The 20,845-nt window shown below is 73.6% G+C and carries 21 protein-coding genes; 3 read left to right on the top strand and 18 right to left on the bottom strand.

Annotation, left to right across the window (positions count from 1 at the left end; translation table 11 throughout):
* Positions 1-67: 67 nt before the first annotated feature.
* The 16 genes from ACRYM6_RS19550 to flgB form a co-directional block, all read right to left on the bottom strand.
* Positions 68-580, bottom strand: coding sequence for a flagellar basal body-associated FliL family protein (locus ACRYM6_RS19550; RefSeq protein ID WP_432544559.1), 513 nt, complete (start codon positions 578-580; stop codon positions 68-70).
* Between the two features lie 27 nt (positions 581-607).
* Positions 608-1,645, bottom strand: a complete 1,038-nt coding sequence (locus tag ACRYM6_RS19555) for an OmpA/MotB family protein (protein WP_432544560.1) — start codon at positions 1,643-1,645, stop codon at positions 608-610.
* On the bottom strand, positions 1,645-2,418 hold the full coding sequence (locus ACRYM6_RS19560; RefSeq protein ID WP_432544561.1) for a motility protein A: 774 nt from the start codon (positions 2,416-2,418) through the stop codon (positions 1,645-1,647). The genes ACRYM6_RS19555 and ACRYM6_RS19560 overlap by 1 nt, the downstream gene beginning before the upstream one ends.
* 3 nt (positions 2,419-2,421) lie before the next feature.
* Positions 2,422-2,748 carry a flagellar FlbD family protein gene (locus ACRYM6_RS19565; RefSeq protein ID WP_432544562.1) on the bottom strand — a complete coding sequence of 109 codons (327 nt, stop codon included), beginning with the start codon at positions 2,746-2,748 and terminating at the stop codon, positions 2,422-2,424.
* Between the two features lie 253 nt (positions 2,749-3,001).
* Positions 3,002-4,282 (bottom strand): flagellar hook protein FlgE, encoded by a 1,281-nt coding sequence (locus ACRYM6_RS19570; protein WP_432544563.1) that lies wholly within the window; start codon positions 4,280-4,282, stop codon positions 3,002-3,004.
* Positions 4,283-4,338: 56 nt separating this feature from the next.
* The gene (locus tag ACRYM6_RS19575; protein WP_432544564.1) at positions 4,339-5,079 is read right to left on the bottom strand and encodes a flagellar hook capping FlgD N-terminal domain-containing protein; all 741 of its coding nucleotides are present in this window, start codon (positions 5,077-5,079) and stop codon (positions 4,339-4,341) included.
* Between the two features lie 88 nt (positions 5,080-5,167).
* Positions 5,168-7,156, bottom strand: a complete 1,989-nt coding sequence (gene fliK / locus ACRYM6_RS19580; protein WP_432544565.1) for a flagellar hook-length control protein FliK — start codon at positions 7,154-7,156, stop codon at positions 5,168-5,170.
* The gene (locus tag ACRYM6_RS19585; RefSeq protein WP_432544566.1) at positions 7,153-8,265 is read right to left on the bottom strand and encodes a transglycosylase SLT domain-containing protein; all 1,113 of its coding nucleotides are present in this window, start codon (positions 8,263-8,265) and stop codon (positions 7,153-7,155) included. The genes fliK and ACRYM6_RS19585 overlap by 4 nt, the downstream gene beginning before the upstream one ends.
* The gene (locus tag ACRYM6_RS19590; RefSeq protein WP_432544567.1) at positions 8,262-8,714 is read right to left on the bottom strand and encodes a hypothetical protein; all 453 of its coding nucleotides are present in this window, start codon (positions 8,712-8,714) and stop codon (positions 8,262-8,264) included. Before ACRYM6_RS19590 ends, ACRYM6_RS19585 begins: the two co-directional genes overlap by 4 nt.
* Positions 8,711-10,033 carry a FliI/YscN family ATPase gene (locus ACRYM6_RS19595; RefSeq protein WP_432544598.1) on the bottom strand — a complete coding sequence of 441 codons (1,323 nt, stop codon included), beginning with the start codon at positions 10,031-10,033 and terminating at the stop codon, positions 8,711-8,713. Before ACRYM6_RS19595 ends, ACRYM6_RS19590 begins: the two co-directional genes overlap by 4 nt.
* Before the next feature lie 41 nt (positions 10,034-10,074).
* Positions 10,075-10,803, bottom strand: coding sequence for a FliH/SctL family protein (locus ACRYM6_RS19600; protein WP_432544568.1), 729 nt, complete (start codon positions 10,801-10,803; stop codon positions 10,075-10,077).
* A gap of 4 nt (positions 10,804-10,807) precedes the next feature.
* Positions 10,808-11,833: a flagellar motor switch protein FliG gene (gene fliG, locus ACRYM6_RS19605; protein WP_432544569.1), complete on the bottom strand. Its 1,026-nt coding sequence runs from the start codon at positions 11,831-11,833 to the stop codon at positions 10,808-10,810.
* Positions 11,834-11,836: 3 nt separating this feature from the next.
* Positions 11,837-13,459, bottom strand: coding sequence for a flagellar basal-body MS-ring/collar protein FliF (gene fliF, locus ACRYM6_RS19610; protein WP_432544570.1), 1,623 nt, complete (start codon positions 13,457-13,459; stop codon positions 11,837-11,839).
* Entirely contained in the window at positions 13,459-13,896 is a 438-nt protein-coding gene (fliE, locus tag ACRYM6_RS19615; RefSeq protein WP_432544571.1) for a flagellar hook-basal body complex protein FliE, read from the bottom strand. The genes fliF and fliE overlap by 1 nt, the downstream gene beginning before the upstream one ends.
* Positions 13,897-13,901: 5 nt before the next feature.
* The gene (flgC, locus tag ACRYM6_RS19620) at positions 13,902-14,297 is read right to left on the bottom strand and encodes a flagellar basal body rod protein FlgC (RefSeq protein WP_432544572.1); all 396 of its coding nucleotides are present in this window, start codon (positions 14,295-14,297) and stop codon (positions 13,902-13,904) included.
* A gap of 52 nt (positions 14,298-14,349) precedes the next feature.
* Complete coding sequence (flgB, locus tag ACRYM6_RS19625) at positions 14,350-14,700, bottom strand: flagellar basal body rod protein FlgB (protein WP_432544573.1); 351 nt, start codon at positions 14,698-14,700, stop codon at positions 14,350-14,352.
* A gap of 449 nt (positions 14,701-15,149) precedes the next feature.
* On the opposite strand from flgB, the gene ACRYM6_RS19630 reads away from it, so the two are divergent.
* Entirely contained in the window at positions 15,150-17,240 is a 2,091-nt protein-coding gene (locus tag ACRYM6_RS19630) for a hypothetical protein (RefSeq protein WP_432544574.1), read from the top strand.
* Positions 17,237-17,806, top strand: coding sequence for a hypothetical protein (locus tag ACRYM6_RS19635; RefSeq protein ID WP_432544575.1), 570 nt, complete (start codon positions 17,237-17,239; stop codon positions 17,804-17,806). The genes ACRYM6_RS19630 and ACRYM6_RS19635 overlap by 4 nt, the downstream gene beginning before the upstream one ends.
* 120 nt (positions 17,807-17,926) lie before the next feature.
* On the opposite strand, the gene ACRYM6_RS19640 is transcribed toward ACRYM6_RS19635, so the two are convergent.
* Positions 17,927-18,856, bottom strand: a complete 930-nt coding sequence (locus ACRYM6_RS19640; RefSeq protein WP_432544576.1) for a M56 family metallopeptidase — start codon at positions 18,854-18,856, stop codon at positions 17,927-17,929.
* Positions 18,857-18,899: 43 nt separating this feature from the next.
* Positions 18,900-19,292 carry a BlaI/MecI/CopY family transcriptional regulator gene (locus ACRYM6_RS19645; protein ID WP_432544577.1) on the bottom strand — a complete coding sequence of 131 codons (393 nt, stop codon included), beginning with the start codon at positions 19,290-19,292 and terminating at the stop codon, positions 18,900-18,902.
* Positions 19,293-19,405: 113 nt separating this feature from the next.
* On the opposite strand from ACRYM6_RS19645, the gene ACRYM6_RS19650 reads away from it, so the two are divergent.
* A complete protein-coding gene (locus tag ACRYM6_RS19650) occupies positions 19,406-20,842 on the top strand; it encodes a cytochrome ubiquinol oxidase subunit I (RefSeq protein WP_432544578.1) in 1,437 nt (478 codons plus the stop codon).
* Positions 20,843-20,845 lie beyond the last annotated feature (3 nt).

Raw genomic sequence — 20,845 nt, forward strand, 5'->3', positions numbered from 1 at the left:
CCGGCACCCCCCGGGCTCGGGGGGTGCCGGCCGTCCGGCGGTCAGCGGGTGGTCGCCCGGGAGGGCGTCACTGCATGACGAAGCTGGTCAGGTAGATGCCCATGACCTCGGGGACCTCGGCCCCCTCCTCGTCGTGCGTGGTGTACGCCTCGACGATCTTCGTCTGCAGCTCGTTCTTGAGGTGGTCGCGCTGCTCGGCGTTCTCCAGGTCCTTCATCGACAGGTTGGAGAACTGGGAGATGATCAGGTCGAACGCCTTGGAGCCGTCGAGGGCGTCGCCGCCGCTGCCGTGGCCACCCTCACCCTCGGCCGCGGCGACCCCCTGCAGGGCCACCCCGATCTTCAGGTAGTGCCCGTCGGCGAGGTTCACGCTGATCGGGTCCAGCGCGGTGACGGTGCCCGGGGTCAGCGTCGGGGTCGGGGTCGCCTCCGAGGCGGCGGCGGTGTCGCCCTTGGTGAGCAGGAACACCCCGGCACCGGTCCCGCCGGCCAGCAGCACGGCCGCGGCCGCGCCGATGATGATGAGCTTCTTGGCGCCGCCGGGCTTCGCCTCGCCGTCGGCCTTGTCCTTCTTGGCCATGGTGGCCTCCTTCGCGGTGGTGTCGGGTCAGTGGGCGACGTTGGACGCCAGGTTCGGCGAGATGCCCGCCGAGATGTCGGCGGTGGCGTCGCCCGTCTCGACGGTGCCCGTCGAGGAGGCGTCGGTGCTGCCGGTGGTGGTGTCGGTGGTGCCGGTCAGTTCCTGCGGGCCGTCGCCGGTGCCGGTCTGCTGCGCGACCTCCGGCAGCAGCGCCTTGACGGCGTCCGAGCTCGGCGAGGCGACGACCAGGTCGACGCGGCGGTTGCCGGTCAGGGCCTTGGGGTCCTCGGCCGGGTACAGCGGGCGGGAGTCGGCGTAACCGGTCCCGGACAGGCGCGCCACGGGCAGGCCGGCGGCGGCGAAGCGCTGCACGACGGTCATGGCCCGGGCCGCGGACAGGTCCCAGTTGTCGCGGTAGCGCGCGCTGCCGCTCAGCGGGAGGTTGTTCGTGTGCCCCTGCACGGCGACGTCGTTGGGCAGCGTCGCCAGGATCGGCGCGATCGCGTCGAGGACCTCGCGACCGGTCTGCTCCACCTCGGCGGAGGCGTTGGCGAAGAAGACGTTGTCGGCGACCAGGCCGACGACCAGGCCGTCGGCGGTGATGCGGTACGTCACCTGGTCCTGGTTGCCGTCGGCGGCCAGGGCCGCGTCGATCCGCGCCTCGATCTCGCGGTAGTCCTGGACCTCCTGCTTGGCGGCGTTGAGGTCCGCGGCGGTCTGCGCGGTGCGCGCCCGCTGCAGGACCTCGCGGTCCTCGCTGGAGATGCTCTGCTGCAGCGGCTGCCCGGTGGAGTTCGGCGCGATGTCGATGGGCATGTCGCCGTTGGTGGCCTCCAGGATCCCGGCGCTGCCGGACACCGCCTGGTTGCTGCTGCTGGTGCCCTTGGTGAGGCCGTCCTTGAACTGGGCGAACTTCAGCTGGTCGACCTGGCTGAGGGCGAAGAGGACGATGAACAGCGCCATGAGGACCGTCAGCATGTCGGCGTAGGCCACCAGCCAGCGTTCGTGGTTGGCGTGCTCCTCGTGCTCCTCGTGCTTGTGGCGCCGCTTGTGCGCTGCGGACATCAGGCCGCCTTCGCGTCCGGGACCGTGGTGCCCGGGGGCAGCAGGCTCTCGAGCTTCTTGGCGACCGAGCGCGGGTTGGAGCCGGCCTGGATGGCGAGGATGCCCTCGACGACCAGCTCCATCTGCGCGGTCTCCAGCGCCGACAGGCGCATCAGGCGGCTCTGCATCGGCAGGTACAGGATGTTGGCGCTGGCCACGCCCCAGAAGGTCGCGACGAACGCGCCGGCGATCATCGGGCCGAGGGCCGCGGCGTCGGACAGGTTCGCGAGCACGACGGTGAGCGAGATGACGGTGCCGCAGATGCCGACGCTGGGGGCGTAACCACCCATGTCGCCGAAGATCTTCGCGCCCTGCTTGTCCGCGGCCTTCTTGGCCTGGATCTGGGCGGTGAGGATCTCGTACAGCTCGTCGGGGTCGGTGCCGTCGATCGCGGTCTGGAGCCCGTTGCGCAGGAACTCGTCGTCGACCTCCTTGATGGCGTCCTCCAGGGCCAGCAGGCCCTCGCGGCGGGCGCGCTCGGCCATCTTGACGATGACGCCCACGGTCTCGCCGGCGTTCTTGGGCTTGCCCAGGAACGCCTTCTTGACCTGGTTGATGGCGCCGATCCCGTCCTTCAGGATGCCGCCCATGACCCCGACGCCGATGGTGCCGATGATCACCAGGACCAGCGGGCCGGGCAGCAGGATGTCGGAGAGCGAACCGCCCTCGTGGCTCTGCGTCCAGAGGACGGCGGCGACGGTGACGACGAGGCCGCCGATGAATGCGAAGTCCATGGCTCACGGCCTCCTGCGGTGCAGCGGGACCGGGGCCGGCAGGTCGCCGTCGGTCGTGCTGGTGGTCTGGTGGTCGGTGGAGAGGTCCTGCGGGTGCGCGGGCAGCTCGAGGACGTCGGCCGTCCCCGTCTCCTCCAGCGAGTGCGCGGTCGCGACGACGCGCGCGCGGAAGGCCATGACGCGCTCGATGACCTCGCCCAGCGGCTCGGTGACGACGAACTTCGCGCCGTCGACGAGCGTGATGACGGTGTCAGGGGTCGAGTCGACGCGCTGGATCAGATCGGGGTTCACGGCGAACACCGACCCGTTGAGGCGAGTCACGAGGATCACGTGTGGTCCGTCCTTGGCGATGGAGGCGGGGGCGCCCGTCCGTGGGCTGGGTGTTTCCACCCAGTCCATCGGCGGTGCCGGCGTGGACCTGAGAGGGGGTTGCACCATGCACCCGTTCGTGCTAACGGGCCACCGGATGTCACTCTCCGCGACGGAACCCGGGAAGCAGAACACCCTCTCGGAGCGGTTGCTCCGAGAGGGTGTCGGCAGCTGCGGGCCCGGCCTTGACCGGGCTCGCAGCGGTGGTTCAGCGTCAGCGCTTGAGGTTGACCAGCTCCTGCAGGACGTCGTCGGAGGTCGTGATGACCTTCGAGTTCGCCTGGAAACCGCGCTGGGCGAGGATGAGGTTGGTGAACTCCGCCGACAGGTCGACGTTCGACATCTCCAGCGAACCGGCGAGGATGCCGCCGCGGCCGGCCTGGCCGGCGATGCCGAAGACCGGGTTCCCCGAGTTCGTCGAGACGCTGTAGAGGGAGTTGCCCTCCTTGCGCAGACCCGCGGCGTTGTTGAACGACGCGATGGCGACCTGGCCCAGGGACTGCTTGTACCCGTTGGAGTACGAGCCGGTGATGACGCCGTCGGTGCCGAAGGAGTAGCTGGTCAGCGTCCCGATCGGGGCGCCGTTCTCGGTGCCCTGGATGGAGCTGGTGCCGGAGGTGCCGACGTAGCCGGACAGGCCCTTGAGGTCCAGGGTGATGGTGTGCGGGACACCCGCTGCGTCGTTGAACGTCACGTTCGGGTAGACCCGCGTGGCGGCAGGGGCGCCCGGGGTGGCTCCGCCGAAGTTGAGGGTGGTGACGGCAGTTCCCCAGTCACCGGCGCCGCTGTTGGCGCTCGGGTCCCAGATCTGCACGTCCCACTCGTTCGACTTGGTGTACGTCCCCGAGGCGTACGTGCCCTTGTTCTGGAAGCGCACCTGGACGGTCGTCAGGTTGCCCTGCTCGTCGTAGCCCTTGAACGTGGTCGTGGGAGCCGGGGGCGTCTTGCCGCCGACCGGGGTGTTGTCCAGGTTCCCCGTGATGGTGCCGGTGGTCGTCGCCTTGGCCGGCATCACCGTGTCGGAGGGGATGACCAGCTTCTGGATCTGGCTGTTGGTGTTGATGTCCCCGTTGGCGTCCGGCTTCCAGCCCATGACGTAGGCGCCGTCGTTGGTGACGACCGACCCGTTCGCGTCGAGGGTGAAGGAACCGTTGCGGCTGTAGAAGACCCCGTCGCCCTGCTGGACGGCGAACATGCCGTCGCCCTGCAGCATCAGGTCGGTCGACTTGCCGGTCGCCTGCGCCGAGCCCTGGGTCATGTTCTGGGTGATCGCCTGGACGCGGACACCGAGGCCGACCTGCGAGGGGTTGGTGCCGCCGTTGGCGTCGGTCGGCGCGCCGGCGGCCTTGGTGAGCTGCGACAGCGTGTCGGCGAAGACGACACCGGAGCTCTTGAACCCGGCGGTGTTGACGTTGGCGATGTTGTTGCCGACGACGTCCATCATCGTCTGGTGCGAACGGAGGCCGCTGACGCCGGAGAACATGGAGCGGAGCATGCTTCAGACCTTTCGAGGGGGCTGACGGGGAGGTACGGGAGGGACGAGCGGGCGGATCAGGCGGACTGCGAGGAGCCCGTCGGACCCGGGGTTCCGGTGGTTCCGGAGTTCGGGGTGGTCCCAGGGGCCTGGGAGGTCCCCGTGGCTCCGGAGGTTCCCGTGGCACCGGGGGTGCTCGAGCTTCCGGAGGACGCGGTGGGCGAACCGGTGGAGGTGGGCGAACCGCCGGCGGTGCCCGCGGGGGCGGTGGTGCCCGCGGCCGGGGCCTTCACCTCGGCCGCCGCGTTGACCGCGGCGGCGTCGATGGTGCCGACGCCGGTGACCTTGGACAGGACGACGCTGACGCCGCCGACGTTCAGGACCGGCTCGCCGTTGGTCCCACCGGCCGAGCCCTGGGTGAACGAGACGGACTTGACCTCACCGCTCACGACCTTGCCGTTCGGGTCGGTGTAGGACACGTGCTGCCCGACCAGGGTGCTGGCCTGCAGCTTGTTCTGCGCCGCGACCATCGTGCTGGACTGGGTGGCGACGTCCTGCATGGCCTCCAGCGCGGAGAACTGCGCCGTCTGGGCCATGAAGGCGGTCGTGTCGGCCGGCTTGGACGGGTCCTGGTACTTCAGCTGGGCGACCAGGAGCTTGAGGAACATGTCCTTGTCGTCCTTGGTCTTCTTCGTCGCCGCGGCCGAGGTGTCGGTGGCGTTGGCGGTCTTGGTCGCCGAGGCCGCCGCGAGGGCGTCGGAGTTGGCCGTGAGGGAGGCGTAGAAGCTGCTCGCCCCGCTGGCCGCATCGATCGTCATGCCTACTCCTTCGGTCGAACGGGTGAGGAGCTGTAGCCCGAACGGGGAACCACCGCGTCCGGACGGGTGGATCGGGGCCTGGAGCGGTTCAGACGCTCAGGTCCACGCGGCCGTCGGCCGCGGCGGCGAGCTCGCGGGCCGCGCGGCGCTCGGCGGCGGCGGCCGAGAACGCCGACCGGGCGCTGTGGCCGGCGCTGTGCTGCCCGGACGAGCCCTGCTGGCCCGAGGACCCCTGCTGGCCCTGACCGGTCTGCGCGTCGGCCGAGCGGCCCTGCTGGGAGCTGCCGGAGTCGGCCCGCACGTCGACGGTGGTCTGGGTGAAGCTCGTGGTCGCCAGTTCCCGCTGCAGGTCGCCGACGGCGGCCTTCAGCGCGTGCCGGGCGGCCTCGGAGGCCCCGGCGAGGGAGACGTGCAGCGCTCCCCCGCTGACCTCGGCGGTGACCTTGACCGGGCCCAGGCCCTCGGGGGTGACCTCGACGGTCATGCGGTGCACCGCGTCGGAGTGCGGGAGGTCCTCGACCTTGCCGGCGACCCCGTGCGCGAAGGCGGCCGGGTTGGTCAGCGGCAGCGGCGCGGGCGGGGTGGAGGCGGTCGCGGTGGCCGGGGCGGTCACGGTGGCGGTCCCGGTGACCGAGGGGGCCTGCGCGGGCACCAGGACGGTGGCCGGGTCCACGGCGGCGGGCCGCACCGGCGTGGCCGCGGCGGTGACCGGCGCCGCGGCCGGCGCGGCCGGGGCGGTGGCGGTGGCCGGTGCGGTCGGCAGCGGCTGGGCCGGGGCCTGGTCCGCGCCGCGGGCGGCGGACGGGAGGACCTGCGGGGCCGGGGCCTGCTGCCCGGTCTGCTGGCCGGGCTGCTGCCCGCTCTGCTGGCCGGGCTGCTGCCCGCTCTGCTGGCCGGTCTGCTGCCCGGTCTGCTGGCCGCCGCTCTGGCCGGGGGTCTCCCCCGCACCGGCGGGGACCGCGACGGCGGGCGCCGCGGTGTCCACGGCCACGGGCCCGGCCGGGGTGGACGGGGCGGGCTGGCCGGCCGGCGCGGCCGCGGCGGCCACGACGGGCGCCGCGACGGGCGCCGCAGCGGTCGCGGTCGCCGCCGGGGTGGCCGCGGCGTCCGGCCGCGCGTGCTGCGGCAGGCCGGTGACGGCGGTCTGCACCGCGGCGGGCACCGCGGCGGGGGCGGCGGGCGTCGAGGTGACGGTCGCGCTCGCGATCGCCGCGGCGACGGGGTCGGCGGTCCCGGTGGCCCCGGCCGGCGCGGTGGGCGCGCCGGGCGCGACCTGCTGCGCGGCAGCGGGACCGGCGGTGAGCGGGGTGGCCGCGGTGGCCGTGGCGGTCGCAGCGGTGGCGGTCGCGGTGGGCGCGGCGTCGACGAGGGGCTGGGTGGTCGCGAGGGCCGGGGTGGTGGCCCCGCCGACGGTGGCCTTCTCGACGGTGACGGGCGGGCCGGCGGCGGTGAGCGGTGCGGCGGTGGGCGCGACGCCGGTCGCGGCGGCGGTCGTGACCGGGGTGGCCGTGGTGGCGTCGGTGGTGCCGTCGGTGGTCCCGCTGTCGGCGGCGACCTTCGGGGTCAGCGCGGCGCGCAGGGCCGCGGGCAGCCCGAGCAGCGCGGGGTCGACGGGGATGGCCGGGGCCGGGGTCGTCCCGGTGCCCGCGGTGGCCTGCTCGTCGGTGTCGACGGCGGCGCCGTCCTCCTCGGCGGCGGTGCGGCCGGGGCGGGCCGGGCGGGCGGTCCCGGTGCGGTCCGTCCGCTCAGCGCGGTCGGCGCGGTCGGCCCGGTCGGCGCGGTGCTCGTGGGCGCGGTCGGCGGCCTTCTCCTGCGCGCGGTCGGTGCGGGCGGGGGCGTCGGGGCGCGCGTCGTCGGCGCGGCCGGTGCGGACCGCGCCGGCCGGCTGGTCGCGCTCGGTCCGCGCGGGGCGGTCCTCGCGGGGTCCGCGCTCGTCGCGGGCGGCGGTGCGCAGGTCCTGGACGGCCTGCCCGAAGGAGTCGGCGAAGTCGGCGTCGAAGCCGGCGGTGGGGCGGGTGGCCTCGCGGGGGGCGCCCACCGGGAACGGCAGGGCGGTCACGGACAGGTTGGCGCTCACGCGGCACTCCCGAGGTCGGCGGTGATCTTCTTGACGTAGTTCTGGGTCTCGGCGAACGGCGGGATGCCGCCGTGCTTCTTCACGTTGCCGGGCCCGGCGTTGTAGGCGGCCAGGGCCAGGGGGACGGACCCGAAGGTCTTCAGCTGCGTGGCGAGGTACTTGCCGGCGGCGTCGATGGAGGCGAACGGGTCGCGCGGGTCGATGCCGAGGCTGCGGGCGGTGGCGGGCATGAACTGCATCAGGCCCGTCGCGCCGGCGGGGCTCTTGGCGTTCGGGTTGAACCCGGACTCCTGCTTGGCGACGGCCCGCAGGAGGCCGGCGGGCAGGCCGTGCTGCTGCTCGGCGGCGGCGAAGGCGGCCTCGTAGGGGGCGGACTTCGCGGTCGCCTTCGCGGCGGTGGCCGACAGCGAGGCGGGCCGCACGTAGGAGGAGGAGTCGGCCTGGGTGCTCGCCACGCCGGTCAGGGCGCCGGCGGCCAGGGCGACCCCGGCGGCGGTGGTGCCCACGCCGGTCGTCAGGGCGGTCCCGAGGCGGCGGATGGTCATGGGCGTCTCCCAGACCTTGGAGATCTTCACGACGTCCCCCGCCTTCGGCGCGTGCAGCATCTTGCCGTCGCCGACGTAGATCCCGATGTGGTGGCCGTTCTCCAGGACGACGAGGTCGCCGGCCCGGGCCTGGGCCAGGGACGGCACCTCGGTGCCGACCTTGGCCTGCTGGGCCGCGGTGCGCGGCAGCGTGAGGCCGACCTGCTTGCCGGCGTACTGGACGAGGCCGGAGCAGTCGAAGCCGGCCGGGGTGGTGCCGCCCCACTTGTAGGGGGTGCCGGTGTACTGCTGGGCGACGGCGAGCAGCTGCTGGCCCGCCGAGGAGTCGTTGAGGGAGCGCAGGCCGCGGCCCAGGACTCCGGCGGCGCCCGAGGCGCCCGACCCGGTGGTGGACAGCACGTCGGCGAACGCGGACGAGGCCCCCGGGGCGGACGTGGCGGAGGAGGCGGACGAGGCGAGCACCGGGGTGGCCGTGGCGAGCGTCTGCCCCAGGGCGGTGCCGGTGAACTGCGCGATCCGGGCCTCGATGGCGGCGATGCGGGACTGGATCTCGGCGACGCTCACCGGTCACCGCCCTCGAGCTGGGCGCGGCGGCGGGCCCTGGCGGCGAACTCGGCGACCGTGCGGTCGTCGAGGGCCTTCTGGTCGGCGCGCAGCGCGGCCTCCTCCTGGGCCTGCTCGTGGCGCTCGACGATGCGCTCCAGGGAGCGCTCGGCGCGGCGGGCGCGGGCCCAGGCGGCCTGCTTCTCCCCCAGGTCGATCTCGGCGCGGGCCACGAGGGCGCGGGTGTTCTCCAGGTCGGCGACGAGGGCGGAGCGGCGGGCCACGGCGGCGGTCCAGGCGGCCATGGTCTCGTCGGTCAGGTGCGCCTCGCCGAGCTCGCGGCGCACGCGGGCGGCGCGGCGCTGCTCGTTGCGCAGCACCGCGTTCGCGGCCGCGACGTCGACCTTGATCTGGTCGGCCTGGACCTTGCGGAGCTTCAGCAGGGCCAAGATGGCCTTGGCAGCGCTCACCGGGCACCTCCGAAGCTCTGGACGAGCTGCTGCAGCTGGGCCCACGCCTGGTCGGCGGGGGTGATGTCGTGGATGTCCTGGCGCAGGAACGCGTTGATCGCCGGCAGGTGCGCGACGGCCGCGTCGACCTCGGGGTTGGCGCCGGGCTGGTAGGCGCCGACGTCGATCAGCTCCTTGGCCTCGCGGTGGGCGGCCATGACGCGGCGCAGGGCGGTCGCGGCGCTCTTCTGCTGGGGCGTGGTGACGCGGCCGGCGACGCGGGAGACGGAGTCGAGGACGTCGATGGTCGGGAAGTGCCCGGCGGTGGCCAGGCGGCGGTCCAGGACGACGTGGCCGTCGAGGATGGAGCGGGCGGTGTCGGCGATGGGCTCGTTGTGGTCGTCGCCGTCGACCAGGACGGTGTAGATCCCGGTGATGGAGCCGGTGACGCCGGGCCCGGCGCGCTCCAGGAGGCGGGGCATGAGGGCGAACACGCTCGGCGGGTACCCGCGGGTGGCGGGGGGCTCGCCGACGGACAGGCCGATCTCGCGCTGGGCCATGGAGACGCGGGTGAGGGAGTCCATCATGAGGACGACGTCGGCGCCCATGTCGCGGAAGGACTCCGAGATCGCGGTGGCGGTCAGGGAGGCGCGCAGCCGCAGCACGGGGGCCTCGTCGGAGGTGGCGATGACGACGACGGAGCGGGCCAGGCCCTCCGGGCCCAGGTCGTCCTCGAGGAACTCGCGGACCTCGCGGCCGCGCTCGCCGATGAGGGCCAGCACGGACACGTCGGCGGAGGTGCCGCGGGCGATCATCGACAGCAGCGAGGACTTGCCGACGCCGGAGCCGGCGAAGATGCCGAAGCGCTGGCCGCGGCCGGCGGGCACCAGGGTGTCCAGGGCGCGCACGCCCAGCCCCAGCGGGGTGTCGACGCGGCCGCGGGTCAGGGCCGGCGGCGGCGTGGCGTGCAGGGCGGCGCGGGGGGCGGCGACGAGGGGCTCGCCGCCGTCGAGGGGGTTGCCCATGGCGTCGACGACGCGCCCCAGCAGGGACGGGCCGACGGGGACGTCGGAGGGGCGGCGGGTGGCGACGGCGGGGGCGCCGGCGGCCAGGCCGGTGAGGTGCCCCAGCGGCAGGCAGCGCAGCTTGGAGCCCTCGGCGGCGACGACCTCGGCGGGGATGGAGCAGCGGTGGTCGCCGAGCAGGATCGTCTCCCCCACGGCGGCCTCGAGGCCGGCGACCTCGACGGAGAGCCCGACGATGCCGCTGACGCGGCCGATGACCTGGGGGGCGGCGGCCGTGGCGGCGCGGGCGACCTGGGGGGCCAGGAGCTCGCGCACGCCGGCGGCGAGGCGGGTGCTGAGCAGGTTCGTCGGGGCGTTCACGCCTGGACTCCGTCCAGGCCCTCTCCGACGAGGGCACCCAGGGCGCGGGAGATGCTGGCGCGCAGGCCGGCATCCACCTCGGTGTCACCCTGGCGGGCGATCGCGTCACCCGGTGCGATGGCGGGGTCGGGGAGGAAGCTCACGAGTTCTGTGTCGGACGATGCGTGCTTCCCCTTGAGGGCGTCACCCGTCAGGGCGCTCAAGTCGTCCGGGTGGACGCGGACGGTGACGGGCTTCTCGGCGTCCAGGGGCTTGAGGGCGCGGCGCACGGCCTCGCCGACGGGCGAGTCCATCAGCTGCACCTCGCGGTCCAGGACGGCCCCGGCGAGCTCGAGGGCGAGCTCGAGGACGGTGTCGGCCAGGGCGCCGATGGCGGGTTCGCGCTCGGCGCGCAGGGCGTCGCCGGCGGCCAGCAGGGCCTCCTCGGCCCGGCCGCGGGCCGCGCGGCGCTCCTCGCGGTCCAGCCGGGCCGCGGTGTGCGCGGCCTCCTTCTGGGCCTCCAGCTCCGCGGCGGCCTTCTCGGCGCCCTGGCGCATGCCGGCGGCCCAGCCGGCGGCGTAGCCCTCGGTGCGGGCCCGCTCGCGCAGCTGCGCCAGTTCCTCGGTGTCCTCGCGCGGGGCGAGGTCGAGGCCCACGAACCCGCGGGCGGAGGTGCTCGTCGCGGCCGGGACCGCGACGAACACCCGGGGGTCGCGCGTGGGGGCGGGCCGGGTGTCGGCCCGCACGAAACTACGCGACGAAGTCATCGTCACCGCCACGGGTCAGCACGATCTGGCCGGACTCCTCGAGCTGGCGGATGATCGCGACGACCTTCTGCTGCGACTCCTCGACCGCGGACATGCGGACCGGGCCCATGAGCTCGATCTCGTCCAGGAGGTTCTCCCGGGCGCGCTCGGAGACGTTCTTGAGGATCTTGTCCCGGACGGTCTCGGTGACGCCCTTGAGGGCGGTGGCGAGGTCGGCGGTCTCCACGCCGCGCAGCACGAGCTGGATGGCGCGGTCGTCGAGGGTGGTGATGTCCTCGAAGACGAACATGAGGCCGCGGATCTCCTCGGCCAGCGCCGCGTTCTTGGTCGCCAGGCCCTCCAGGATGGAGCGCTCGGTGCCGCGGTCGGCGCGGTTGATGATGTCGACCAGGGGCTGGACGCCGCCGACGGCGGTGTTCGTCTTGGCCTGCAGCACCGTGGAGGTGCGGCGCTGGACGACGTCCTCGACGAGGCGGACGTACTCGGAGCTGGTCGCCTCCATGGTGGCGATGCGCAGCGCGATGTCGGCCTGCATGTCGGCGCTGAGCCCGCCGAGGATCATCGAGGCCTGGTCCGGGCGCAGGTGCGCCACGACCAGGGCGATGGTCTGCGGGTGCTCGCCGGTGAGGAACGTGAGGATCTGCTGCGGGTCGGCCTGGTGCAGGAACTGGAAGGGCTGCACCACGGCCGCCTCGGCGACGCGGCCGAGGACCTCGGCCGCGCCGTCGGCGCCCAGGGCGCCCTCCAGGAGGGACTGGGCGAAGTCCAGGCCACCGAGCCCGCCGCGCAGCGGCGAGGCGATCATCCCGTGGAACTCCTCCAGGACGACGCCGGCGACCTCGGGGCTGACCGTGCGCAGCCGCAGGATCTCCGCGGTCAGCTCCTCGATCTCGGCCGGGCGCAGGTGGGAGAGCACCTTCGCGGCGTTCTCCTGCCCGACCTGCAGGAGCAGGACGGCGGCCTTCTGCGCCCCGCTGAGGGGGGCGACCTCGAGCTCGGTGGACACCACGGGTCAGGACCTCCGATCGGCGAGCCAGCCGCGGAGCAGTTCCGCGACTTCCTCGGGCTGGCGGGAGACGAGTTCGACGACCTCGGTGCGACGGGCGGCCGCGGCCTCCAGGGCCGGGTCGACCGGTGCTGCTTCGATCGCCACAGGCTTCTCGACAGCGGGGGCGATTTCCTTGAGGTCGTCCGCCGGGGCGGTGATGTCGCCCAGCTGCAGCGGGTCGACGTCCAGGACGTCCACCTGCTCCACCTTGCGGCGGCGGAAGGCGACGAGGATCACGATGAGCATGATCAGGACGAGCAGGGCCAGGGCGCCGGTCTTGGCGTAGCCGATGAGGGCGTTCTGCTCCTCGGCCTTCTCGGCCTCGGCCAGGGCGGCCGCGGCGTCGGTGGCGGCGGTGTCGTCGAAGGCGGTCTTGACGACGGTGATCTGGTCCCCGCGGGCCGCGTCCACGCCGGCGGCCTGGGTGGCGATCTGGGTGACCTGGTTGACGTCCGCGGCGGCCGCGGCGCCCTGGGCGCCGGCGTTCAGCACGACCGAGACGGTCTGCTTGGTGACCTTGCCGGGGGCCTGCTTGATGACCGTGTTGGTCTCGTTGATCGAGTTGTTGCGGGTGCTGTCTTCCTTGGCGTAGCCGCCGTCACCGGTGGTGCCGGTGTCGCCGGGGACCTGGATGTTGTCCGGCCCCAGGACGCCCGTGGCGGCACCGCCGGCGCCGGAACCCTCGTACGTCTCGGTGCTCTTCGACTCCGCCAGCGGGTCGATCTGCTGCGGCTGGGTGTACTCCTTCGACTGGACGGTCTTGTCGTCGAAGTCGAGCGTCGCCTTGACCGTGGCCTTGACGTTGCCCTTGCCGTAGATCCCCTCGAGGTAGTCCTGCAGCTCGGAGGAGGCCGAGGCGTTGTAGTCGCTGGTCTTCTCGTTCTGCGCGGTCGAGCCGGACCCGTCGGTCGACAGGGTGTTGCCCTCGCCGTCGATCACGGAGACGTTCTTCGGGTCCATGCCCGGGACGCCGCCGGCGACGAGGTTGACGATCGAGGTGACGTTGTCGTTGGACAGCGACGCGCCCGGCTTGAGCTTGACCAGGACCGAGGCGGTCGTGGGGTCCTGCTCGTCGAGGAAGACGTCCTTCTCCGGGATGGCCAGCTGGACCACGGCGGAGTCGACGCCCGCGAGGGAGCCGATGGTCTTGGCCAGCTCGCGCTTGAGGTCCTGCTGGTAGGCCTGCTGCTGCACGAACTCCGAGGCGGTGACGCCCTGGGTGGCCAGCAGCGAGCCGGTGCTGTCCTCGGTCTCGGCGGGCAGCCCGGCGCCGGCCATGGCCAGGCGCTCGGCGTCGACCTTGTCGGCCGGCACGAGGATGGACTTGCCGCCGTCGGCGATCTGGTACTGCACGCCGTCGGCGGTCAGCTTCTCGGTGATCGCGCTGGCGTCGGTCCCCGACAGGTTCGAGAACAGCGGCGCGTAGGACGGCTTGGAGGCCCACTGGGAGAACAGCACGGCCCCGCCGATGAGGGCGGCGACCACCGCGATGACGACGGCCTTCTGGCCGATCGTGAACGTCCGGAAACCGGAGACGAAGTTCTTGGCGTTCTCGACGATCGCCGCGCTTCCCTTGGCCTTGGCCATCAGACCTGCATCCTCAAGATCTCGTTGAAGGCTTCGACGGCCTTGTTGCGGACGGCGACGGTGAGCTGGGTGGCCAGCTGGGCCTCGTTGCTGGCGATCATGTAGTCGTGGACGTTGGTGAGGTCACCGGTGGCCGCCTTGACGGCCAGGTCGTCCGACGTGGACTGCAGCCCCTGCAGCTTGTCCAGGCCCCCGGACAGCAGGCTCGCGAACTCGGTGCCGGGGGTGCTCTGCACCCCGGAGCTCGCGCCGACCCCGGTGACGCCCCGGGCCTGGACGGGCGAGACCGTCCCGGTGTACGAGGTCCCGGTGCCGCCGCCGATCGAGCTGGTCATCTGCGCGTTGTCGGTGTCGGCGATGCCCTGCCCGTAGCCGGTGGCCAGCGTGCCGAGGGCGCCGGCGACGTTCCCGACGCCACCGATCGATTCGATGCTCACCTACCTCACCCCTTCCCGAGCTGCAGCGCGGAGGTGTAGGCGTCCTTCGCGGCGGTGATCGTCTGGAGGTTGGCCTGGTAGGCGCGCTGGGCCATCATCAGGCTCGTCATCTGGGTGCTCATGTCGATGTCGGGGTACTTGACGTAGCCCTGCTCGTCGGCCAGCGGGTTGGTGGGCTCGTACACCCGCCGGCCCTCGGCGCTGCCCTTGACGATGCCGGCGACCTGGGTGCCCTTGCCGTCGGCGGCCTCGGAGGCGACGACGTACTTGGCCTCGTAGGCCGGGTCGCTCGTGCGGGTCGCGGTGTTGATGTTCGCCAGGTTGTCGCTGACGGCGTCCATCCACTTGCGGTTCACGGTGACGCCGGTGCCGGCGATGCCGATCGCGTCGAAGATGCTCATGGGTCTGCTCCGGATGTCAGGTCAGGGGGACGGGGATCGGGGGTTCAACCCGTCATTGGCTGCTCATCGCGGTGCGCAGCATCGAGTACTTGGAGTTCAGCGCGCTCAGCACCGTCTGGTAGCTGAGGTTGGTCGAGATGTTCGAGATCGTCTCCTCGTCGAGGTTGACGTTGTTGCCGTCCTCGCGGGTCGGCTCCAGCGACTTCCTGGTGGAGATCTGCGCGGTGGCGGCCGCGGGGGCCGAGCCGCCGGCGACCGCGCTGGCCAGCGCGTCCTCGAACTGCACCTTGTTGGCCAGGTAGCCCTTGGTGTTGATGTTCGAGATGTTGTCGGCGATGGCCCGCTGCCGCGCCTGCAGACCGTTCAACGCGGTGTGCAGTGCGACGCTGGTGAGATCGGACACGGGGCCACCCTCCGGGTTTCGAACGTCGGTTCGTGCTGGTGATGTCGACGGGGCTCAGGCTCTTGAGGCTCAGACACTCCTTCGGCCCACCAGCCCCGCGGCTTGAGCCCGGATCGGTGCGCCGTGCCGGTGCCGGCACCGGTTCCCCGGCGCTCCCCCGGACGGGGTCGTGAGCTTCACCCGGACGGCGGTACCGCTGTCCCGCCGGGCACGTTCGGTGCGCGTGCGCGGCGGTGCCGGGGCGGGCGGCGACCGGGACGACCACCCCATCGGCCCTGCGCGCCGATCCCTTGACCACCGCACGTGCCCTCACGGTGCGTGGACCGGCTGGGCCGGACGGGTGACGCACGTCCGGCCGATCCAGCCCCTCAAGCTCCGCGGCCGGGCTGCCGAGGTAGACGGCAGCGCACACCCGTCACCTCCCACCAGACGACAGGAACCGCCACCCCATGGACGACGCAGAACGCTCCACCGCCACCGGCGAACCCGGCGAGCTGTCCCTGCTGGCCGACGAGGCCGCGCAGCTGGCGGCGACCGAACCGGCCGAGCACCGCGCCGGTGTGCTGCGGGAGCTGACGTCCGCCGTCCGGACCGAGGCCGACGGCGGGGACGGGCGGCTGGGCCGCTGGGCCGACGCCGACCTGTTCGACCTGCTGGACGTCGACGGCGCCGTCGCCGCCCCCACCGTCGAGCGCCGCAGCGTCCTGCGGTCGGGGTCGCTGCGCACCGTCCTGGTCTTCGCGCCGATCATGGTGACCTGGATCGGCCTGCTGTTCGCCGGCCGCGCCTACGGGGCCATGAGCGCCGCGGGCGAGGCCGACGGCGGGGAGTCGTTCCTGCAGCTGTGGCTGGACGGGTTCGGCGGGCGCACCTTCTTCTCCCTCGACCGCGTCGCCGAGCTGGCCGTCGCGCTCATCACCGCCGCGATCGTCGCGGCCGTCATGACCGACCGCCGCCAGCGCCTGGACGAGGTGTCGGCCCTGCAGGCCGACGAGTCCCACCGGCAGCTCCTGCGCGCCTTCGCCGCCCGCGCCACCCTGGTCCTGGCCCCGCACCGCAGCAACGCCGCCGAGCAGCTCGGCGCGCACTTCGAGCGCGGCCTGACCGAGCTGGGCCGCCTGGTCTCCGAGACGATCCGGCTGCACGCCGACACCAGCGAGCTCGTCGCGACCGTCCGCTCCTCGGCCCAGCACGCCATCACCGCCGCCGAGGCCGCCAACGCCGGCGGCGCCGACGTGGCGCGCGCCGCGACGCAGCTCAGCGGCGCCGTCACCGAGGCCGTCTCCCGCCACGGCGAGCTCATCGCCGCCGACCGCGACCAGCACACCCGCACGCTGGCCGCCTCGACGCAGACCCTCACCGAGCACCTGGAGCAGGTCCGCGCCGGCACCGCCGAGGCGCTGCGCGAGGGGCTGCAGGGCCGCGACCGCGTCCTGTCCGCCGTCGAGGGCGTCTCCTCGGCCGTGGAGGCCCTCAGCACCCAGACCCGCGAGTCGATCACCGAGCTGTCGACCGCCGCGGCGACCATGAGCAGGCACTCCGCCGACTTCGGCGAGGCCGTCACCGGCCACGTCGCGGCGCTGTCGACCACCGCCCGCGAGTCGGTGGAGACGATGCACGCCACCGTCGCCGAGAGCGTCCAGAAGGTGACGACGATGACCGGCGAGGCGTTCAGCGAGCACGTCGCCGCCTCGGCCGAGCAGGCCGCGGTGACGATGGAGACGCTGCGCCGCGACGTCGAGCGCACCTCCGAGGCCGCCGAGGCCGCCCTGGGCACCGCCAGCCGCGTCCTGGCCACCGCGGCCGAGGCCGCCGACCGCCGCGCCCGGCACGAGGAGCGGCTCGCGGACCTGCTGGCCACCCAGAACGAGGTCCTGGACTCCTGGCGGGGCATCGAGAACCGCCTGGTGGAGGCCGCCCACGACATGCGGTCGGTGCCGCGCTGGCTGGAGACCGTCCAGCACGAGCACGCCGACGCCACCGGCCGCGCGCTGCGCAGCATCGGTTCCACGCTGCGCGACGACGTCTCCGGCGCGGTGTCCCAGACGCTGGCGATGGCCGGTGAGGACCACGTCCGCCAGGTCAACCGCGCCTACCGCGACGCCTCGCGCACCCTGACCCAGGACCTGACCCAGACCCTGAACCACGAGCTGGGCAGCGTCGTCGACCAGGTGATGGACCAGCTCTCGCACCAGGTCGAGGCCCTGCCGGAGCGGATCGCGCTGGCCTCGGCCCGCCAGCAGCACCACCAGCAGCAGCACCAGCAGCAGCGCACGGCCGTCCGCCCGCCGGCCCCGGCGCCCGTCCAGCACGCCCCGGCTCCCCAGCGCCGCCCCGAGCCGCGTCCGGAGGTCCGGCCCGAGCCGCGCGCCGAGCGCGTGCCGGTCCCCGCGGCCGAGCCGCAGCGCCGGGTGCACCGCACCCCCGAACCCGAGGTCCGTCCCGAGGTCCGTCCCGAGGTCGAGGAGCAGTTCGTGGCCGTCGCGCCCCGCACGCTGCAGGACCTGGCCGCCCGTCGCTACGCGCGGGTCGGGCAGTGAGGCGCGCGGTCCGCGGCGCCCGCGCCCTGCGCGGTCGCGGCGAGAACGCCACGGTCGGCCTGGCCGGGTGGGTCTTCGCCGACGCCCTGCTGGCCCTGACGATCATCGGCCTGGCCGCCGGCGGGGCCGTGGCGGCCGGGTCCGAGGAGCCGCGGCCGGTCGCGGCCACGGTCGCCCCGGCCCCGGCGCCGACCCCGGTGCCGACGGTCACGGTGACCGCCGCGCCCGCGCCGGTGCCCTCGATGCCCGCGGGCGTCGCGCAGGCCCCGGTCGTGCTGCAGGTCAGCGTCGACGGCTCGAACGACGACACGATCCGCTCCTCGGTCGCGGCCGCGGTGGGTGAGCTGGCCGCCCAGGGCCGGCGCGCCGCGTTCGTCCTGACCTTCGGGACCGCCGGTGACCCCGGGGCCGGGACGGCGCTGGCCCGCCGGGTCAACGCCCAGCTCGACGTCGCCGCCCCGGGGGTCTTCGCCGGGTCGGCCAAGCGCGACTTCTGGCGCGCGGTCAACGCCCAGTCCCCCCGTCCCGGGGTCGTGCAGCTGGAGGTCTACCTCCTGCAGCAGTAGCCCTCCGCGCAGCAGCCCTCCGCGCAGCAGCCCTCCGCGCAGCAGCCCTGCGCGCAGCAGCCCTGCGCGCAGCAGGCCCCGAGCCCACCGGCTCGGGGCCTGCTGCCGTTCCCGGGTCCCTCAGCGCGCGAGCGCGCGGTAGCTCAGCTGCAGCCACGGCACGGCGACGGCCACGGTCGGCACGCCGAGGACGACCCCGGCGGCGGCGTAGGTCAGGACCGACACGCCGCGGCGGGCGGGGCGGGCGGCCAGTCGCCGGACGCGGGCGAGCGCGGCGGAGCCGACGGGCATCTCGGCGTCCCCCCCGGGCTGGCCGGCCATCGAGACCAGCGCGCGGGCCAGCGGCAGGGAGCCGGTGCGCCGGCGGGCGGCGTCGTCGGCGAGCATCTCGACCAGCAGCCGCACCGAGTCCAGCGCCGCCTGGCTGGAGACGAACCGCGGGAAGGCGGCGTGCAGGGCGGTGAAGCCCTCCAGCACGAGGTCGTGCCGGGCGCGCAGGTGGGCCCGCTCGTGGGCCAGGACGGCGCGGACCTCCTCGGGGGTCAGGGAGTTCAGCATGGCGTCGGAGACGACGACGCGGGAGCGGCGCCCGGGCACGCAGTAGGCGACGCGGCCGGGGCCGGTGAGCACGCGGACCCCGGTCTCGGACAGCAGCGCGGCGTCGACCTCGGAGACGGACTCCTTGCGGTGCAGCAGGTCCACCAGGTCGCGGTGCCGCCGTCGGCGGCGGCGGGTGCGGACGCCGACGAGGGTGGCGACGATCCAGAAGCGGACCGTGACGATGGCGACGAGGGTCGAGCCGAGGCCGATGAGGGTGGTCTGGACGAAGCCGTGGCGGGCCAGGAACGGGAACCCGGGTTCCTCGGTGAACAGCAGCGACAGCGAGGCCAGCCCGGCGCCGAGGGTGGCCAGCACGGCGGCCAGGGCGACGGCCTGCCACAGCACGAGGGCGGCGCGCGGGACCTGCCAGGTCCACCGGGCGCGCGCCAGCAGCGCCGGGACGGGACCCGCCAGGAGCAGCGCCAGTGCTGCGAACCAGACGGCTGTCACCCGGGAGAACCTACGGGGTCGGCCACGGGGCCCGCACCGCGCGTCAGGACGCCGGGGTCGCGTCCCCGCGGTCGGGGCCGGTGAGGGCGTCGAGGGCCTCGCGCAGGGCGGCGGCCTCGGCGGGCGAGACGCCGCCGATGAAGTGGACCAGCGCGGCCTGGCGGTCGTCGACGGTGGGCACTCCCCCGAGGGCGTCGAGCATGAGCTCGGCGACCATCTGCTCGCGGGTGGCGGCGGGGGTGTAGCGGAAGGCGCGGCCCTCGCGCTCCTGGCGCACGACGTGCTTCTTGGCGAGGCGGTCCAGGACGGTCATGACGGTGGTGTAGGCGATCTTGCGGTGCTCGGCGAGCTGCTCGTGGACCTCGCGGACGGTCAGCGGGCCGTCGGCCGCCCACAGCCGGTCCATCACGTCGCGTTCGAGTTCTCCCAGGGCCACGGCGGGATGTTACGTCAAGCACACCGGTGAACGCGACCCGTCGTACTACCGATGGACGTACTACACTCGGTCGTAAGTACGACAGGACGTCGTAGAGGAAGGCAGGACCCGCGGTGACCATCGAGGCGCTGACCCGGCTGCAGTTCGCCGTGACCACGCTGTACCACTACCTCTTCGTCCCGCTGTCGATCAGCCTGGCGCTGTTCACCGCGCTCCTGCAGACCGCCCACCTGCGCCGCGTCGCCCGCGGCGGCGACGACACCTACGGCCGCCTGTCGCTGCTCGTCGGCAAGCTGCTCATGACCACCTTCGCCGTCGGCGTCGTCACCGGCCTGGTCCAGGAGTTCCAGTTCGGCCTGTCCTGGAGCGCCTTCGCCCGCTTCTACGGCGACGTGTTCGGCCCCACCCTGGCCGTCGAGGGCATGCTCGCCTTCTTCCTCGAGGCCACCTTCCTGGGCCTGTGGTGGTTCGGCCGCGACCGGCTGCCCGCCCTGGTCCACCTCGCCACCATCTGGGTCGTCGCGATCGGCACCGCCATCAGCGCCTTCGTCATCCTCGCGGCCAACTCCTTCATGCAGAACCCCGTCGCGTACACGATCGACGAGGAGACCGGCCGGGCCCGGCTGGGGAACTTCTTCGAGCTGCTGACCAACGAGCTGAACCTCGCCGCCTTCCCGCACACCTACGCCGGCGCGGTGATGGCCGGCGGCGCCCTCGTCATGGCCGTCGGCGTCTGGCACCTGCTGCGCGGGCAGTACGCCCGCGGCACCGCCGAGTTCGCCGCGTTCCACACGCTCTCGCGCTTCGGGGCCTGGGCCACCCTGGCCGGCGGCGCCCTCGTCGCCGTCAGCGGCGACCTGCTCGGCAAGGTCATCACCGAGGTCCAGCCGATGAAGATGGCCGCGGCCGAGGCGCTCTACCGCACCACCAGCGGCGCCCCGTTCTCGATCTTCTCCTACGCCCCCCTCGGCAGCGACGACCCCACGTTCTCCGTCGAGGTCCCCGGCTTCCTGTCCTTCCTGGCCAAGGGGTCCTTCACCGCGCAGGTGCTCGGGCTGAAGGACCTGCAGGACGCCTACTCCGCGCAGTTCGGCCCCGGTGACTACACCCCCTCCATCCCGGTCGCGTTCTGGAGCTTCCGGCTGATGATCGGCGTCGGGATGTTCGCCGCGCTCGTCGCCCTGGTCCACCTGTGGGTCACCCGCCGCGCCCGGGACCTCGACCCCGACCCGCGCCTGGCCCAGGGGCTGCTGTGGTCGGTCGGCCTGCTGCCGCTGCTGCCGCTGTTCGCCAACTCCTTCGGCTGGATCTTCACCGAGACCGCCCGCCAGCCCTGGCTGGTGTTCGGGTTGTTCAAGACCGCCGACGGCGTCTCCCCCGGCCTGAGCTTCGCCGAGATCGCCGCCAGCCTGGCCGCCTTCACCCTCGTCTACGGGGCGCTGGCCTACGTCTGGGTCAAGCTCGCCGTCCGGCTCGTCCGCAAGGGCCTGCCCGAGCTGCCCACCCCCGCGCCGGCGGGGTCCGACGACGAACTCGCCACGAGCTACTGAGAG

The organism is Kineococcus rugosus (assembly GCF_050871975.1).
Classification (GTDB): Bacteria; Actinomycetota; Actinomycetes; order Actinomycetales; family Kineococcaceae; genus Kineococcus.